The sequence below is a fragment of the Paraburkholderia sp. BR14320 genome, from assembly GCF_040948665.1.
GTDB classification, from domain to species: domain Bacteria; phylum Pseudomonadota; class Gammaproteobacteria; order Burkholderiales; family Burkholderiaceae; genus Paraburkholderia; species Paraburkholderia youngii.
The window spans coordinates 1-12,909 of record NZ_JBFPKG010000088.1 but is presented as its reverse complement, the minus strand read 5'-3'; the positions used below and the strand labels follow the sequence as shown (position 1 = coordinate 12,909).

The following is a 12,909-nucleotide window of genomic DNA, read 5'->3' as shown; positions in this document are numbered from 1 at the left end:
CTGAACAACATCATCGAGCAGGACCACCGAGCGATCAAACGCATCATCAAACCGATGATGGGATTCAAGGACTTTCGCTGTGCCCGCATCATTCTGTCTGGCATCGAAGTGATGCATATGATCCGCAGGAGACAGATGCAAGACGATCGCGTCGCCCGAACGGTTGCCGGGCAGTTCTACTTGCTGGCTATGTAAGCAATCCTATGTACATTCACTCATTTGATCTGCCATCGTTATCGCGACAGAACCGTTCGTTGTTCATTGCGTTTCCGGGTGACGATATCCGCTGTATCGGCAGAGACGGAAGAAACTTGAATCTTCTGGCAAGTGCCCGGCCGTGATCGTCGAAATCAATGCGCGGATGCGCGAGCCGATTCAGATAAACGGATTCTGATACTTTGGAGCCGCTTCACGGTCGGGGCCGTCGTCCAGTCGACCAAGTAAAACGAGCCTGCGCAGTTTCAATTGTTTGAGCTCAAGGTGGAGCTGCCGTATCCGATGCTCCAAATACGGATGTACCTGCTCTTCCATCTTTTCCATATTTGAGAGCGCCATGGCGCAGACCCTGATTTCTGACCCGAGATTCAATACTTCTACGAGCATGCTTTCGCGGTCTTCATTCATCGTTTCCCTCCCGGACAATCGCCCGTTCATCTTTGTATAGCCTGCAGCAGTACGCATGCCTCGGGTCGGGACAAGTCGGCCGTACGAAACTGTCGCCCCCCGGACACGCCCGCCCCTCGGGGTTCGTCATACATCCGGGGTGGGTCCTTCGGGGGCTCTCCGAATCGCGGGCAATTGCGCGTCGCGTTTCTTCTCTAGCTCCAACGTCTGAAAGGTCTGTGCACTGCTGTCGAGACGTCATGCCCGACGACACCATTTCGATCCGCGAGTTCGCGCGACGTGAGGGAGTGTCGGACACGCTCGTACACCAGGCGCTCAGGAAGGAAAACTCTCGCGCGCGCCAGATGGGCGCATGAATCCCGCGCTCGTCGGCTCCGGCTGGCACAAGGAGGACTCGGGCGCAAAGCGCTTTGCAGAGCCTGCAAAGAATGACGAAGAACTCACGGGGGGCGGCGGCGCGGTGCGTGGCGTGCCCTATGGCGAGGCGCTGAGACTGAAAGAGAACTGGCTCGCGCTGCTGCGCCGGCTCGAATACGAGCACAAGGCGGGCTCACTCGTCGAGGTCGCGACCGCGCAGCGCGTCGTGTTCGATCTGTGCCGCGAGCAGCGCGACGCGTGGCTCGCATTTCCGCCGAAGGTTGTGCCGTTCCTCGCGGTCGAGTTCGGTATCGCAGACCTCGAACGGCTGACCGCTTCCCTGGCTGCCCATGTCCATAATCAGCTTGCCGATCTCGGAGAGCCCCACCCGCGCTTCGACGGCGAACAGCTATGAAAAGATCGCGCAGGCCGGTCGCCGCGGCTGGACGCCGCCGCTGCGTCTGTCGCTGCCCGATTGGGCCGATCGTTACAGGAAGCTCGCGCGGGCCGCAGGCAGTCTGACGGGACAGTGGCGTACGACGACCGTCGAGATCGCGCGCGGCCCGATGCTGGCTGTTACCGAGCCCGGGGTCCATACGATCACGGTGATGGTCTGCACGCAGCTACTGAAAACCGCGCTGCTCGAAAACATCTTCGGCTATCTCGCGCAGCTTGACCCGTGCCCGATCCTGCTCCTCCAGCCGAAGGACGAAGCGGCCGAGCAGTTCAAGGAACGACTCTCACCGCTCATTCGGGCGACGCCAGTACTGCGCGCACTGATCGGAGCGATGCGCACCCGCGTCGCGAGCGACACGCTGCTCTACAAGGCATTCCCAGGCGGCTTTCTCGCGCTCGCCGGCGCGGGTAGTCCCGATAACCTCGCGCGGCGACCGATCCGCGTCGTGCTCGCGGACGAGATCGACAAGTACCCGGTTACGCGCGAGGGCGATCCGATCACGCTCGCGGAGGAGCGCACGGCGACGTTTGCCGAGTGGCTGCGTGTACGCGCGTGCTCGCCGACGATCTCCGAGGAAAGCCGCATCGAGGACAGCTACCTCGCATCCGACCAGCGACGCGCGTCGGTCGAGTGTCCGCACTGCGCGGCACCGGATGTTTCCGGACTTTTTCAAACACGTCGAGTGGGACAAGACGCGCAGCGAGTCGGGCGCGATCACGGCGCACGACACCGATACCGCGCGCGTTTACTGCGAAGCGTGCGGCGTGGCGTGGTCCGAAGCGGACCGGTTGAAAGCGCTGCAATCCGTACGCTGGCACCAGACAAGGCCGTTCGTCTGCTGCGGCGCGCGGCATGTCCCGCTCGACGACTACGAACGCGCGTGGCGCGAGCACGACGGCGCGGGCGCAGTCGAGACGGTGTGGGACTGGTGGGAGGACGTCGCGAACCGGCGCTATGCGGTATGGCGCGCGAAGTGCCCGAAGTGTGGCGAGTGGCGCGTCGATAACCGTCACGCCGGCTTTCAGGCGTCGAAGCTCTTTAGCCCGTGGACGCGCGACCGTCCGCCCGCGATCGCTGGGAAGTGGATCGCCGCGCAGGGCGACGAGGAAAAGCTGCAAGCCTGGTGGAATACGCAGATGGGGCTCCCCTATCGGGCGCATACCGGCCGGCGCGTGCAGAACGAACTGCTGGCCGCGCGTGGCGAGATATGGGCCGCTGAAGTCCCCGATGGCGTCGCCGTGCTCACGGTCGGCATTGACGTGCAGGACTACCGCGTTGAGCTCGAAGTCGTCGGCTGGGGGCGCAATGAGGAATCGTGGTCGATCGAGTATCAGGTCATCGAAGGCGAGTTCTCTGACGCGACGACGCAGGCGGCAGTCGACGAGTACTTGCGGCGCACGTGGTCGCGCGCTGATGGTCGACCTTTCGAGATCATGGCCGCGTGTATCGACTCAGGCGGGCACCACACACAAAGCGTCCATGAGTTCTCGAAGGCCCGCATTGGCCGGCGTATCTGGGCGATCAAGGGCGAGAGCGCGCGCGGCGGCGAGCGTAACCCCGTCTGGCCCGCGAAGCGCCCGACCTCGCGCTCGAAAAAGACGTATCGGCCCGTTATTCTTGGCGTGAACGCAGCGAAGGACACGATTCGCCTGGGGCTGCTCCTCGAAGCACCGGGGCCGGGTTACATGCACTTTCCCGCTGATCGCGACATTGGCTATTACGCGCAACTGACCGCCGAGCGGATCGTCGTGAAAGAGATGGGCGGCAAGCGCTATCGCGTCTGGGAGTTGCCACGCGGGCGCGCGAATGAAGCGCTTGACTGTCGCGTCTATGCGTTTGGCGCGCTGTGCGGACTGCTGCACTTCGGCCTGCAACTGAACCGTCGCGCGGACGCGGTAAGCGCGCCGCTCGCGCCCGTTGAACTCGCAGAACTATCCGCTATTGCAAACGTACCGGCAGCGCGACCCGCGCCGCCCCGATCGTTCATCAACCGACTGGCGTAACTCATGGCTACCTGTGATTGCACGAGCATTCTCGACGGTGTGCCGCTCGCCGCATTGCAAGCGCAACTCGCCTCGATGCAGGCGGCGTATCTCGCGCTGATTACGGGCACGAAGCCCGAAGGTGCCTCCTACACGCAGGCCGATGGAAGCCGCTCGATTACCTTCACGCGCGCCTCGATTCCCGATCTCGTGCAGGGCATTCTCGCCGTGCAGAAGCAGATCGCCGCGCTGAGCGGCTACTGGTGCAACCGTCGCCCGCCGATCGCGCCTTTCTTCTGAGTTCCTGTCATGGGTCTGATCGTCGACGAGAGCGGCAAGCCGCTCGATACGGGCGCGCTCGTGCCGGCGCGCGGTAACGGTGGCCGCGCACGTGCGCAGGAAGGCGATCCCGGCTGGCCGTCGAGTTATGCGCTCGGCGTCGGCACGCAGTACCAGTTCCCGTATCAGGCTGCGGACTGGATGAGCCAGGCGTTCGGGAACTGGCTCCCGTGGATACGTTCGCCCGATGCAGAGATCAACCTTTTTCGCGACCGCATGGTCGCGCGCTCGCGAGACCTCTCACGCAATGACGGATGGATCAACGGCGCGGTCAACCGGATTCTCGACAATACGATCGGCACGAATCTCCAACTCTCCGCGAATCCTGACTACCGCGCGCTCGCGCTGCGCTTCGGTATCGCTGCATTCGATGCCGAATGGGCCGACGACTTCCGCCGCACTGCCGAAGCACTGTGGCGCGGCTACGCGGAGAACGCGGGGCGCTTCAATGACGTAGCGCGACAACTGACGATCGGACAGCAGTTCCGCCTCGCGATGCGTCACAAGCTGATCGATGGCGAAGGACTCGGCCTTACTTACTGGCTCCCCGATCAGGTCGGTTATGGCGCAGCCGACTATGCGACCGCGCTTCTGCTCGTCGAACCCGATCGTCTCTGCAATCCGTGTCAGATGCTCGATTCGAGCAACCTGCGTGGCGGTGTCGAGATCGACGATAACGGCGCCCCCGTTGCGTATCACATCCGCCGCGCCGAGCCGAACGACTGGTATCTCGCGATCGAGGCGAACAAGTGGGAGCGCATCGAGCGGTACGACGAGGACGGCTGGCAACGCGTCATTCACGACTTCGACCGCGATCGTGCGGGACAGCATCGCGGCCTCGGTGTATTCATGCCGGTACTCGCGCACGCGAAGATGCTCGCGCGGTACTACGAGGTCGAATTGCAGGCCGCCGCCATCGGCTCGATCTTCGGTACTTACGTCACGAGCCCGTACGATCCGGCGCTCATGCAGGACGCGCTCGGCGAAGGCGAGGAGCTTCCGCTTTACCAGTCGCTGCGCGCGCAGTGGGCGAAAGAGCGGCCGGCGTATCTGAACGGCGCGCGCATTCCGACACTCGCACCGGGCGAATCACTCGAAAACGTCTCGGCCACGCACCCGCATAGCAATTTCGAGATGTTCACGCACGAGATGCAGCGCGCATTCGCTGCAACACTCGGCCTCTCTGCTGAACAGGTTACGCAGGACTGGAGCAAGACAAATGCAGCAGCGCGCGCGCAGCGCTCCTCGAGTCGTGGAAAACATTGCAGCGGCGGCGCGACGAGTTCCGCCTGAACTTTGCCACGCCGTTTTATACGTCGTGGTTGTGGGAAGCAATGGACCGGGGCGAACTTCCATTACCCGATGGCGCGCCGCCATTCATCGAGGCGCGATCGGCCTATTCGCGCTGCTCGTGGATGGGTGTCGCGCGCGGGTGGATCGATCCGACCAAGGAAAAAGCCGGCGCAGTCATGGGTATGGACGCGGCACTCTCGACGCTCAAACGGGAATGCGCCGAACAGGGTCTGGATTATGAGGAAGTACTGCATCAGCGCGCGACGGAAATCCGCCTCATGGAGGAACTGGGGCTGACGCTCCCCGACTGGGCTGGAGACGTCGCCGCCGCCGAGGCGGGCCGGGTTGCTGAAGCGCCGCAGCCGCAGTGATATTCAAGGCTACAGTTGTTCATGTTACGAAGGGAAAAGCCTTTCGCGAAGTTCTTCGCAAGAGCCATCAAGGCCCGGAAAAAGAGAGCCCGCCGTAATCCCCATTAGCGCAAGTTCTTTCATCACCTGTTTTCGTTCGTTGGCCGGAATATCTATCGCGAACAAGTAGCGCTTGTTTGCTCTTTGTTCGAACCCAGCGATATACGTCTCAACGTCGTCTACGTTGGTAAGGCCTGAGAGTGCCTGTTGCGGAATCAGTCTCTCGTTTTCTACTGAAAGAAATTCAAGTAGCGAAAAGTGTGGCGGCATTGCGGCAGTGAAACTTATCTGCCGCGCATCTGATCGCCACTGGTCCTGGTCAAACAGGAAGATGCGTACATTGGGTGTACCGCGCTTTTGTGAATCTGAAACGCTCATTTTTTTAAATGCAAAAAACGCAGCGACATAAGGCGAATACGTCCAATCGATCAGCGGCGTCGGAAAGCCATGATGCTGAGCGAGATGTAGAAAAGCACCGTTCTCGTCTGGATTTGACCGGTCGAATAGGTGACGTGTGCGTGCGCTCAAGTGACGGTGAAGCAATGGCAGGTCGTTCCAGGTGTACTTGACAAGATCTCTTCGGCCCGTTCTATGAAAATTCGACCGAAGCCTCCATGCTTTATTTTGCTGACCTCTAAATACGAATTTTCGCAAAGGCAGAGTCGCAACATGTTTCTTGAACTGGTCCCACGTCATTCTTTTGGACTTTAGATCGGAGGCTTGGCTTGCAGCTCCATCGTTCCGTCTCAACATTGCGTGCCCACTCATGTTGATATCGGAATGCCAGTGAATCGTCATTTGATCGTCGGTCCAGTTTATTTCCGCTTGGGCAAATTTTGCCAACCGGAACTTGGGGAACTGGTTGCGGCTCTGTTCCCACGAAAGAAGGCTTCCGTTGTATGGGTTCACTGCATTCAGCAGAAGGGAGAGATAAACGCTAGGAGCCGTCCCGAAGGTGGATTGAATCTGACCAACGATCACAGGGCCTTCCAGTCCTGGTCTAGGAAAGAGGACTGCACTGCCGACCGTATCGCCTTGAAAACTTTCTACGTCGATGGTTATGGTGCCTGCCCATTCGGTAGATTGAAACCCGCCTATCCATTGGCCATGCATGACGACTACCTCCCCTGGAATTGAATGCTGTCACGGACGGGGCCAGATTATAGACCGTCGCTGTGCGCCAGCTCCAACCCCGTCATGGATCGTGTAATGCGTCCCGACTATCCACATCTGGCGACACGCCTTTTTAACGTCCCACTCGCCATCACGCCGAGCAAGATCGAGATTGTGATGGCGGCGATCGCGGACCGCTTCGGCCTCGCGCGACTCTTTCGCGCCGATGGCAATGTCGTGATGCTCGCGGACGCCGTCGATGTGGGCGAGCCCGCGCAGGAGCGGCCCTATCAGGTTATCGCGGGTTTCGCGGTTATCCCCGTACAGGGCACGCTCGTCGCGAAGCTCGGCACGTTGCACCCGTATTCCGGCATGACCGGTTATGACGGTAACGGACTTCGTGCCCGAATGGGAAGCGACGTCAGGACTACCGGACCCATGCACGGGCGCGAACCCTTCGACGCAGCAGCGCCGCGCGCAGGTCGTCGCGCGCCTCATCAATGAGGGCGGACAGAACGCCGCTTTCTACATCGAGTACGCCGCGGCGCTCGGCTATCAGATCACGACGAGCAACTACGCACCGTTTCGTGCGGGACAGAGCCGCTGTGGGCAGCAGCTAGGCACTCCGGACTGGTTCTTTACGTGGTCGATCAACGCGCCGCAGAACTCCGTTACTCACTTCGCGGCGGGTCAATCAGCAGCGGGCGATCCGCTCGCGACGTGGCGCGGTCCTTGAGTGCGAGATGAACGCGCTCAAGCCTGCACACACGATTCTGCAATTCCATTATTCATAGGGGACTGGCGTATGTTCCAGATCGACAATTCGACTGCTATCAGTGCGCAGCCACCTTCGACGCCGGCAGGCGCGGCGGGGTTCTTTACCGATGGCAATCCAGCCTCGAATCTCGCGGCGACTATTGTCCCCGCCGAGCGGCTGAACTCCGTGATGATGGAACTCGTCAACGCGGTGACGGGCGCGGGGCAGACCTTGAATAAGGCCGCGTTCAATCAGCTCTGGACCGCGATGCAGACGATCGCGAAAAATCCGGGAGTGACGCCACCGCAATTCGATAACACGACGAAAACGGCCACCACGCAATTCGTGCAACGCGCGCTCGGGAACTATCAGTCAGGCGTGGTGACGTTCAGGCGGAACGATCAATATCACTTCCGCACAGGTGGGCGGATTCTGGGATATCTATTCGAATGCGACCGTAACCGTGCCACCCGCTAATTCCGTCCCGCTGGGCTCTGCCCTATCTTTCTCAGTCGGTACGGGCACGGCAGTTTTCAACTGTTCCGGGAGTGACAACTTTTATTTCAATGACAGCACTCCAAACGCATTGACCTATACGCCGCCGCCGGGCATCTCATTCCGTCTCCTCGCGATCAGCTCGACCCAATGGTTCGTTGCGATTGAAGGTGTCGGAAAGAAATCTCTGGTTTCCAGTGGGTATCAAACATTGGCAAGCGGCTTGATGGTGCAATGGGGATATACCGGCGCGTCAGTAGTGGGCGGCAGCAATGTGACTTTTCCCACGACGTTTCCGCACAGTCTATTTATGATCGCGCTTGCCGCGCCGACAATCGGTGCAGCAATTATTCCCGTCATTCCCACCACGAATCAGAACACCTCCAGCTTTCCGTTTGCGCTGTTCAACCTTTCCGGGACAACCATCGCCGGCAGCGGCACGAACTATGTCGCAATGGGGAATTGAACATGGGCCAAAAGTACGCGCACCTCGACGCCGACCGCATCGTAATCGGCTTCTACGACGAGGACATTCACGGCGAGAACGTTCCCGGTGATGCCGTCGCGATCACCGACGACACGTACACGACGTTGCTCGATGGACAGAGCAACGGCAAGCGTATGAGCGTCGACGAAAGCGGCGGCGCAGTACTGCTCGATCAGCTTCCGCCGACTGATGAACAACTCGCGATATCCGTGCGGGCGCAACGTGACGTGCTGCTGCACGAGACGGACTGGATCACGACGCGTCAGAGCGAAGTAAAGCCACCACCGATCCCTGAGACGGAATATCAAGCCGTCCTCGCGTATCGTCAGGCATTGCGCGACATACCGCAGCAGGCCGGGTTCCCGCTCGACATCGACTGGCCGCAGTTGCCTCAGTCATGAAACCCGATCTCGTGCGCGTGCTGCGCTCCGCGCTGCTGTGCGTGATCGTGTTCGCCGACGTCGTGGCGATCGTCTGCGCGCCCGGCTGTACGTGCTGTGCATCGCGGGCAACGGCAACACGCTGACCGACATCGGCGGCGGCACCAGCATGGTCCCGCAGCCACGAGAGGCACGCCCGTTGCTACGGGACTACGCGGAGCCACTATCGGCAAGACCGTAGAAGCTCAGCGCGAAAAAAAGCCCGCCGCGAACGACGGGCCGATCCAACTGTCCACTCGTGGATGCGGACAAAGCAATTCTATGGCTGACCAGGGACACTGCGCCAGCCAGACGCTAGAGTTTGGCGGTTACGGATGGAGGCGGGAGCCGACGACAAGTGCGATCGGGAATCTGCCTTGCTCTGGCAGATTCTTCGCCCGGAGGTCATCATGTGCTATCAGAAACCCGTCCAGCTTTTGGAGAACCTGCTCGAAGCCACGCCGCTCGTACCGAATGATCGTGGCTTTGCTGCGATGGTCGACTTCGGCCACTTCTGCGCCTATACGGGCTGCTCTGAGGAATTGCTCGGGCCACAGCGATTCGCATGGGCCAAGCTCGCCTATATCGATGCAAAAACGACCGCCTCGGTACGGTGAGCATGATTCGTCCGATCGAAGCATCGGACCTCATGCTCGGGACGTCGAGCGACACCTCATATCGACCCGAAGCGGAAATTCGCGGCGCTCCGAAGCGGACGTTCAATTCCTCTTCGATTCCGCACAACCCGTGGACGGCGCTCAGGTGTGCGCAAGGATATTGACCAGTTTCTCGAATGGGTCGCGAACGAAGAACCGACGGACGCCCCAAGGTTCGTCAACCGGACCATATTCGATGGCAAAGCGCGCAGCCTTCATGCGCTCAAGTGCTGCGTCCACATCGTCTACTTCAATCGATAGGTCCGGTACTGGCGTGCCGGAACCTCCCTGTGCGGCGAAGCTCACCTGAATGGTCATCTCGGTCTGAGAACCATAGGTCTGGACCCACCCGTGGTCCATTAAAAGCTCGAGGCCGAGGATATCTCGATAGAACGCCCGAGCCCGATCAAGATCGAGCGCCTTGAAGTTGGCAACTACCCGTTTGACTTGCACGTTTTGGCTCCTTCCAACTTGGGACGGGGCTGCTGCGCCCCAACCGGGCGGTGGAATCGAGGGGCCTGCTCATGGCCGAACTGAGCCAGCCAGACTTCGTCTGCGGGATCAAGCCCACAGCTTTAAAAGAGGTCACTACCACTCTGCCGCTCGAAGGCTCGCTCCATGTTCAAATGTTGTCTTCGAGATGGCGCCACGAAAGGTCGACGGTTCGGTGAATCTCGATGCTGCGCCTCGCATAAACGCATCGATTTGCATAGCTGCTCTCCAGCGGCGTGCTGATCGGCGGACGCCCGCCCGTGCGATCTGTATGTCCTCACATCAGCGATGTAGTCAGAAGGGCTTGTACCATTCCTTGCATATCGAGAATCCGTCATTCCAGCCCTGCGCGTACATCGAGTCCTGCGCGAAGCGGGTCGGGTCTTTGGTCGCCTGGACGTACGGGTTGCCTGCTGCGCTCAGTCCACTACGGCATCCATCAGCGTGCCCGTCGATGTAGGCGGGCGGCTCGCCTTCCCTCTGGAACTGCGCGGTGTAGCTGTCCGGCATCGTCTGGCACGTTGTCATGAGCAGCGACGACAGCACGAGTGCAATGCGGCATCGGGCTTTCATTTTTCGCAAACCTCCGCAACTCATCAATAAGCCCACGCGATATGTCCTGGCACATAATCGAGCGGCATCGTGGGACTGGCGGCGTCGCCGTCCACTGTCTTTCCGACCCACAGCGCACGACCCGCGACCGTTTGATTCGGCCACAGTCGACAGCGAAAGAACGCCTGCGGGTCCTTCTGGTAGCCGTCCTCGTCCAGATACATGACGTCCGGGCCCGCATCATGCAGACGCACAGCCTGGATATAGTCGCAGTGCATGAAGGAACGGATTTCCTGCAGGACAGTGGGGGCGTCGACTGCGGTGCGCTCTACCGCTTCCGCAGTGCGCGTCCAGGGATCGATCGCCTACGGCAGGCGGGGAATACTCGATAGCCGTCCCGATCTTGGCGGCGTGCGGATCGGGCATCCTGACGGCTTTCATGGTCGCGCGCTTACTGCTCGCTGCTGCCGCGCCGTTTGCGAGGCACGCGGTTGTCGCGCAGCGGAAAAGTGCTCATGAAAGCGCAGACGCCTTCAATCATGACCGATTCGGGTGTTACGCCGTGCTCGTGCGCGTACTTCAGCAGGCGCGCGTTCAGTCCGGCGTCGATGTGAATGATCAGTTCGACGTCGGGTGGTGTGGCCTTAGCCATGGCGTACCCCCGTGCCTAGCGGCAGGGACGCCTCGCGATGCGTCGCGCATCGCGTAACGCTCAGTGAATCTTTAGCGGATGCTCGTCCATAAACCAGTCCGTCGCGAGCGCGAGCAACGCGGACCGGTTGAGGCCACCGCGCCGTTTGCGGTACGCGTCGAGACGTTCCAGAAAGTCCGCTGGGACCGTGATGCTGATCTTCACGCGTGGACCTTCCTCCTCTTCGAAGTGCGGATTGCCATTTTCCCGCGACTTCGAATCGTCGGCAGCTTTCTTGATGGTCATCTAAACCTCGATCTGTTGACGACTCGGAACTATACCAATGTCCCGGGTCGCTTTGAATCATAAGCGTCATGGAATACTCCATTGTGGGGATGTCGTACGCATTTCAGGCGCTATAGAGCAATAAATCCGCCTTTACGGTACTTGTTTTTTAGTTGAAAAACGGGATCAGAGGCGAGAGAGTTCCCTCTGCATTCTTGCGAGCCGGTCGACCTTGCCCCGGCCATGCTGCCGGGCTTCGCGGGCTTGCGGATCGATCGTTTGTGCATGCTCGAACGCCGCGGCAATGACCGATTGCGGCTGAGCGACGGGAGCGGCTCGCCGCGTCGACGAGGCGCCAGATGGTGCCGCCGGCACGACTGCCGGCGCAGTGGAAGCTACGGATGCGGTTCTGGATGCGCCGGCGCTCTCGCGACGGGCCTCCAGGTCGACTGGCAGCAGCAGTTGTTCGGACTTGCAGTGAAAGACCTTGCACAGCTTTTCGATTGTCGCGGAGCGCAGGGAGCTTTTTTCTTCCATCGCCTTCAGGTTGCCCGGTCGACCGCCGTACTGCTCGGCAAGCTGATTGAGCAAGAGCCCGCGATACAGACGCCACGCCAGAAGCGGTGATTTGCCCGCCAGCAGGCTGTCGAGTACGCCATCGGGGTAAGTCGTGCCCGCAGGAGCCAGCGGCGCAGCGATCGCGTGCTTCTTCGGCGCGGGGCCCGCAGGCGGATCATCAGACTTCGCCCGGAAGCGCGCAGGAGTCGCGGCCGTGCGTTTCTGCTTGGCCTCGAATGGCGAATCGTCGGTGCCGGGCTTCGGGGTGATCTGGAGAATGGGCACGTCGTAAGCCTGAGCGAACTTTTCCAGTCCTGATCCGTGGAAAGCCGCCCGGTTCGCCGGGCGGTTACCGCGCACTTCTAATTTAGCACAATTGCGCGTTTGTCAAATACTTCGTTACACGTTCTCGTGGCGTGTCTGCCGCGGGCGACCAAAGCCGAGCGCGTCCGGCCTGTTGGAGAATAGACTCTGGGCTCTACACGTAGCTGCTCGATTACATAGGATTTTTCTCGGATTGGATGATAATGGCCACAGTGAGCCGTAAATTCAACGAGGGTAAGGCGTGCGACGCTGTTATTCGCCACATCGAAGGACGTCGTAACAGAAGCCGACAAGAACTTCAATATCCTGATCAACAACCGCATGTTCCCGATACGTCGCGAGTTGAGATAACCTGTCGGATCGACAACCGTCTATACGCGTTCGAGCGTACCGGTATCGAACCGTTCGATAGTCATATTGAACTGGAAAGAAATGCACCAAAACACTTCAATCCGGTTAGAGCGTGTTAGGAACTTTGAAGTACTGGCGCGGCGTGGACAAGCATGAGCATTGCGAAGACGACAAAATGAAGCCCGGCGAGAGTTTCGGGGAGCCGTTCATAGTCACGTGCGAGACGCCGGAAACGGTTGAGCCAGCCAAAGCTGCGCTCGACCACCCACCGGCGGGGGAGCAGAACGAAACCCTTTTTCGTTTCTTCGAGTTTGATCACCTGAAGGT

23 protein-coding genes are annotated in these 12,909 nt (G+C 60.2%); 13 read left to right on the top strand and 10 right to left on the bottom strand.

Features of this window, described 5'->3' with window-relative positions:
* Nucleotides 1-195: DDE-type integrase/transposase/recombinase (locus AB3X89_RS37555; RefSeq protein ID WP_368587721.1), on the top strand; the 195-nt coding region annotated here is incomplete at its 5' end.
* Between the two features lie 180 nt (nt 196-375).
* Here AB3X89_RS37555 and AB3X89_RS37550 read toward each other — a convergent pair.
* Nucleotides 376-624 (bottom strand): hypothetical protein, encoded by a 249-nt coding sequence (locus AB3X89_RS37550; protein WP_368587720.1) that lies wholly within the window; start codon nt 622-624, stop codon nt 376-378.
* Between the two features lie 352 nt (nt 625-976).
* Between AB3X89_RS37550 and AB3X89_RS37545 the strand changes: the two genes are divergently transcribed.
* Genes AB3X89_RS37545 through AB3X89_RS37520 form a run of 6 tightly spaced genes read left to right on the top strand, consistent with a single transcriptional unit; the run spans nt 977 to nt 5,423 of the window.
* Nucleotides 977-1,396: a hypothetical protein gene (locus AB3X89_RS37545; RefSeq protein WP_368587719.1), complete on the top strand. Its 420-nt coding sequence runs from the start codon at nt 977-979 to the stop codon at nt 1,394-1,396.
* Nucleotides 1,332-2,444, top strand: a complete 1,113-nt coding sequence (locus tag AB3X89_RS37540) for a phage terminase large subunit family protein (protein WP_368587718.1) — start codon at nt 1,332-1,334, stop codon at nt 2,442-2,444. The genes AB3X89_RS37545 and AB3X89_RS37540 overlap by 65 nt, the downstream gene beginning before the upstream one ends.
* The gene (locus AB3X89_RS37535; RefSeq protein ID WP_368587722.1) at nt 2,356-3,441 is read left to right on the top strand and encodes a terminase gpA endonuclease subunit; all 1,086 of its coding nucleotides are present in this window, start codon (nt 2,356-2,358) and stop codon (nt 3,439-3,441) included. The genes AB3X89_RS37540 and AB3X89_RS37535 overlap by 89 nt, the downstream gene beginning before the upstream one ends.
* Nucleotides 3,442-3,444: 3 nt before the next feature.
* Nucleotides 3,445-3,720: a gpW family head-tail joining protein gene (gene gpW, locus AB3X89_RS37530; protein ID WP_368587717.1), complete on the top strand. Its 276-nt coding sequence runs from the start codon at nt 3,445-3,447 to the stop codon at nt 3,718-3,720.
* 9 nt (nt 3,721-3,729) lie between these two features.
* A complete protein-coding gene (locus tag AB3X89_RS37525; protein ID WP_368587716.1) occupies nt 3,730-5,052 on the top strand; it encodes a phage portal protein in 1,323 nt (440 codons plus the stop codon).
* Nucleotides 5,022-5,423 (top strand): hypothetical protein, encoded by a 402-nt coding sequence (locus AB3X89_RS37520; protein ID WP_368587715.1) that lies wholly within the window; start codon nt 5,022-5,024, stop codon nt 5,421-5,423. Before AB3X89_RS37525 ends, AB3X89_RS37520 begins: the two co-directional genes overlap by 31 nt.
* Before the next feature lie 24 nt (nt 5,424-5,447).
* Here the strand turns inward: AB3X89_RS37520 and AB3X89_RS37515 are convergent, their stop codons facing one another.
* Both AB3X89_RS37515 and AB3X89_RS37510 read right to left on the bottom strand, forming a co-directional pair.
* On the bottom strand, nt 5,448-6,575 hold the full coding sequence (locus AB3X89_RS37515; RefSeq protein ID WP_368587714.1) for an FRG domain-containing protein: 1,128 nt from the start codon (nt 6,573-6,575) through the stop codon (nt 5,448-5,450).
* Nucleotides 6,576-6,605: 30 nt separating this feature from the next.
* Complete coding sequence (locus AB3X89_RS37510) at nt 6,606-6,935, bottom strand: hypothetical protein (RefSeq protein ID WP_368587713.1); 330 nt, start codon at nt 6,933-6,935, stop codon at nt 6,606-6,608.
* A gap of 22 nt (nt 6,936-6,957) precedes the next feature.
* On the opposite strand from AB3X89_RS37510, the gene AB3X89_RS37505 reads away from it, so the two are divergent.
* The 6 genes from AB3X89_RS37505 to AB3X89_RS37480 all read left to right on the top strand — a co-directional run bounded on the left by AB3X89_RS37505 (nt 6,958) and on the right by AB3X89_RS37480 (nt 9,350).
* The gene (locus tag AB3X89_RS37505; RefSeq protein ID WP_368587712.1) at nt 6,958-7,311 is read left to right on the top strand and encodes a putative phage tail protein; all 354 of its coding nucleotides are present in this window, start codon (nt 6,958-6,960) and stop codon (nt 7,309-7,311) included.
* On the top strand, nt 7,312-7,809 hold the full coding sequence (locus AB3X89_RS37500; protein WP_368587711.1) for a hypothetical protein: 498 nt from the start codon (nt 7,312-7,314) through the stop codon (nt 7,807-7,809). It abuts the gene before it with no gap.
* 109 nt (nt 7,810-7,918) lie between these two features.
* Complete coding sequence (locus AB3X89_RS37495) at nt 7,919-8,293, top strand: hypothetical protein (RefSeq protein WP_368587710.1); 375 nt, start codon at nt 7,919-7,921, stop codon at nt 8,291-8,293.
* 2 nt (nt 8,294-8,295) lie between these two features.
* Nucleotides 8,296-8,715, top strand: coding sequence for a tail fiber assembly protein (locus AB3X89_RS37490; protein ID WP_368587709.1), 420 nt, complete (start codon nt 8,296-8,298; stop codon nt 8,713-8,715).
* Nucleotides 8,712-8,840 carry a hypothetical protein gene (locus AB3X89_RS37485; protein WP_368587708.1) on the top strand — a complete coding sequence of 43 codons (129 nt, stop codon included), beginning with the start codon at nt 8,712-8,714 and terminating at the stop codon, nt 8,838-8,840. Before AB3X89_RS37490 ends, AB3X89_RS37485 begins: the two co-directional genes overlap by 4 nt.
* 303 nt (nt 8,841-9,143) lie before the next feature.
* Nucleotides 9,144-9,350: a hypothetical protein gene (locus AB3X89_RS37480; RefSeq protein ID WP_368587707.1), complete on the top strand. Its 207-nt coding sequence runs from the start codon at nt 9,144-9,146 to the stop codon at nt 9,348-9,350.
* Nucleotides 9,351-9,491: 141 nt separating this feature from the next.
* Here AB3X89_RS37480 and AB3X89_RS37475 read toward each other — a convergent pair whose 3' ends face one another.
* The 7 genes from AB3X89_RS37475 to AB3X89_RS37445 form a co-directional block, all read right to left on the bottom strand.
* Entirely contained in the window at nt 9,492-9,842 is a 351-nt protein-coding gene (locus AB3X89_RS37475; RefSeq protein ID WP_368587706.1) for a VOC family protein, read from the bottom strand.
* Nucleotides 9,843-10,175: 333 nt separating this feature from the next.
* Complete coding sequence (locus AB3X89_RS37470) at nt 10,176-10,454, bottom strand: hypothetical protein (RefSeq protein WP_368587705.1); 279 nt, start codon at nt 10,452-10,454, stop codon at nt 10,176-10,178.
* Nucleotides 10,455-10,477: 23 nt separating this feature from the next.
* On the bottom strand, nt 10,478-10,711 hold the full coding sequence (locus tag AB3X89_RS37465) for a hypothetical protein (protein WP_368587704.1): 234 nt from the start codon (nt 10,709-10,711) through the stop codon (nt 10,478-10,480).
* Between the two features lie 173 nt (nt 10,712-10,884).
* The gene (locus AB3X89_RS37460; RefSeq protein ID WP_368587703.1) at nt 10,885-11,085 is read right to left on the bottom strand and encodes a hypothetical protein; all 201 of its coding nucleotides are present in this window, start codon (nt 11,083-11,085) and stop codon (nt 10,885-10,887) included.
* Between the two features lie 60 nt (nt 11,086-11,145).
* Nucleotides 11,146-11,370 carry a ribbon-helix-helix protein, CopG family gene (locus AB3X89_RS37455; RefSeq protein WP_368587702.1) on the bottom strand — a complete coding sequence of 75 codons (225 nt, stop codon included), beginning with the start codon at nt 11,368-11,370 and terminating at the stop codon, nt 11,146-11,148.
* 165 nt (nt 11,371-11,535) lie between these two features.
* Complete coding sequence (locus tag AB3X89_RS37450; protein WP_368587701.1) at nt 11,536-12,192, bottom strand: helix-turn-helix domain-containing protein; 657 nt, start codon at nt 12,190-12,192, stop codon at nt 11,536-11,538.
* 505 nt (nt 12,193-12,697) lie between these two features.
* Nucleotides 12,698-12,909 (bottom strand): transposase (locus tag AB3X89_RS37445; protein ID WP_368587700.1); only part of this gene is annotated, 212 nt, incomplete at its 5' end.

Excerpts from the sequence above, each read along its gene's own strand:
- AB3X89_RS37505 (WP_368587712.1), top strand. The coding sequence starts at position 6,958 with ATGACGGTAACGGACTTCGTGCCCGAATGGGAAGCGACGTCAGGACTA.
- AB3X89_RS37545 (WP_368587719.1), top strand. The coding sequence starts at position 977 with ATGAATCCCGCGCTCGTCGGCTCCGGCTGGCACAAGGAGGACTCGGGC.
- AB3X89_RS37540 (WP_368587718.1), top strand. The coding sequence starts at position 1,332 with ATGTCCATAATCAGCTTGCCGATCTCGGAGAGCCCCACCCGCGCTTCG.
- AB3X89_RS37490 (WP_368587709.1), top strand. The coding sequence starts at position 8,296 with ATGGGCCAAAAGTACGCGCACCTCGACGCCGACCGCATCGTAATCGGC.
- gpW (WP_368587717.1), top strand. The coding sequence starts at position 3,445 with ATGGCTACCTGTGATTGCACGAGCATTCTCGACGGTGTGCCGCTCGCC.
- AB3X89_RS37465 (WP_368587704.1), bottom strand. The coding sequence starts at position 10,711 with ATGCACTGCGACTATATCCAGGCTGTGCGTCTGCATGATGCGGGCCCG.
- AB3X89_RS37525 (WP_368587716.1), top strand. The coding sequence starts at position 3,730 with ATGGGTCTGATCGTCGACGAGAGCGGCAAGCCGCTCGATACGGGCGCG.
- AB3X89_RS37455 (WP_368587702.1), bottom strand. The coding sequence starts at position 11,370 with ATGACCATCAAGAAAGCTGCCGACGATTCGAAGTCGCGGGAAAATGGC.
- AB3X89_RS37515 (WP_368587714.1), bottom strand. The coding sequence starts at position 6,575 with ATGCATGGCCAATGGATAGGCGGGTTTCAATCTACCGAATGGGCAGGC.
- AB3X89_RS37460 (WP_368587703.1), bottom strand. The coding sequence starts at position 11,085 with ATGGCTAAGGCCACACCACCCGACGTCGAACTGATCATTCACATCGAC.
- AB3X89_RS37480 (WP_368587707.1), top strand. The coding sequence starts at position 9,144 with ATGTGCTATCAGAAACCCGTCCAGCTTTTGGAGAACCTGCTCGAAGCC.
- AB3X89_RS37485 (WP_368587708.1), top strand. The coding sequence starts at position 8,712 with ATGAAACCCGATCTCGTGCGCGTGCTGCGCTCCGCGCTGCTGTGCGTG.
- AB3X89_RS37550 (WP_368587720.1), bottom strand. The coding sequence starts at position 624 with ATGAATGAAGACCGCGAAAGCATGCTCGTAGAAGTATTGAATCTCGGG.
- AB3X89_RS37470 (WP_368587705.1), bottom strand. The coding sequence starts at position 10,454 with ATGAAAGCCCGATGCCGCATTGCACTCGTGCTGTCGTCGCTGCTCATG.